We start from the raw sequence: 586 nt of genomic DNA on the forward strand, positions 1-586 counted from the left end.
TGAATAAATAATTCAGTCTAATCAAATTCTAAGCCCGTTTTACAATGTAAATCGGGTTTTTTTTGACCTATTTTTTACCTCGAACACTTGTTGTTCCTGATTGAATCAGGCAAGCTCGCTGGTTTGTTTATTATCAATCGCTAATGCATTGGGGAACCACACATGTTGAAAAGGCTTAAGTCATTTCTATTTAAAATGGTGTTGATATTACTGATTGCCCCAATCGTTTTGGTTGGTGTGGTGAAATATGTCGATCCGCCAATATGGGGATGGAAGTTAAGCCGCATTGTTGCGCCACCAAAGAACTATCCAGACAGCAGCCAACATGAATGGGTATCCTTGTCGCGTATCTCAAAAAATATGCAGTTAGCGGTGATTGCGACCGAAGACCAAAAATTCCCTCATCATTATGGTGTCGATTTCGAGTCGCTATTCGACGTGATTTCCGAGGCTGGTGATAATGGTCCGTCGAGAGGCGCGAGCACTATTACCCAACAAGCCGCGAAAAATGTGTTTTTGTTTCCTTCTCACTCCTACGCTCGCAAGGCTTACGAGCTTTACTTTGCTTTGCTGATGGAGCTGATGT

General features: G+C 42.5%; 1 protein-coding gene. It reads left to right on the plus strand.

The features are described 5' to 3' along the window. Window positions 1-162: 162 nt before the first annotated feature. A partial coding sequence (locus R7040_RS28350) for a transglycosylase domain-containing protein (protein WP_318097871.1) occupies window positions 163-586 on the plus strand: 424 nt, incomplete at its 3' end.

The organism is Vibrio sp. 1069, assembly GCF_033340555.1.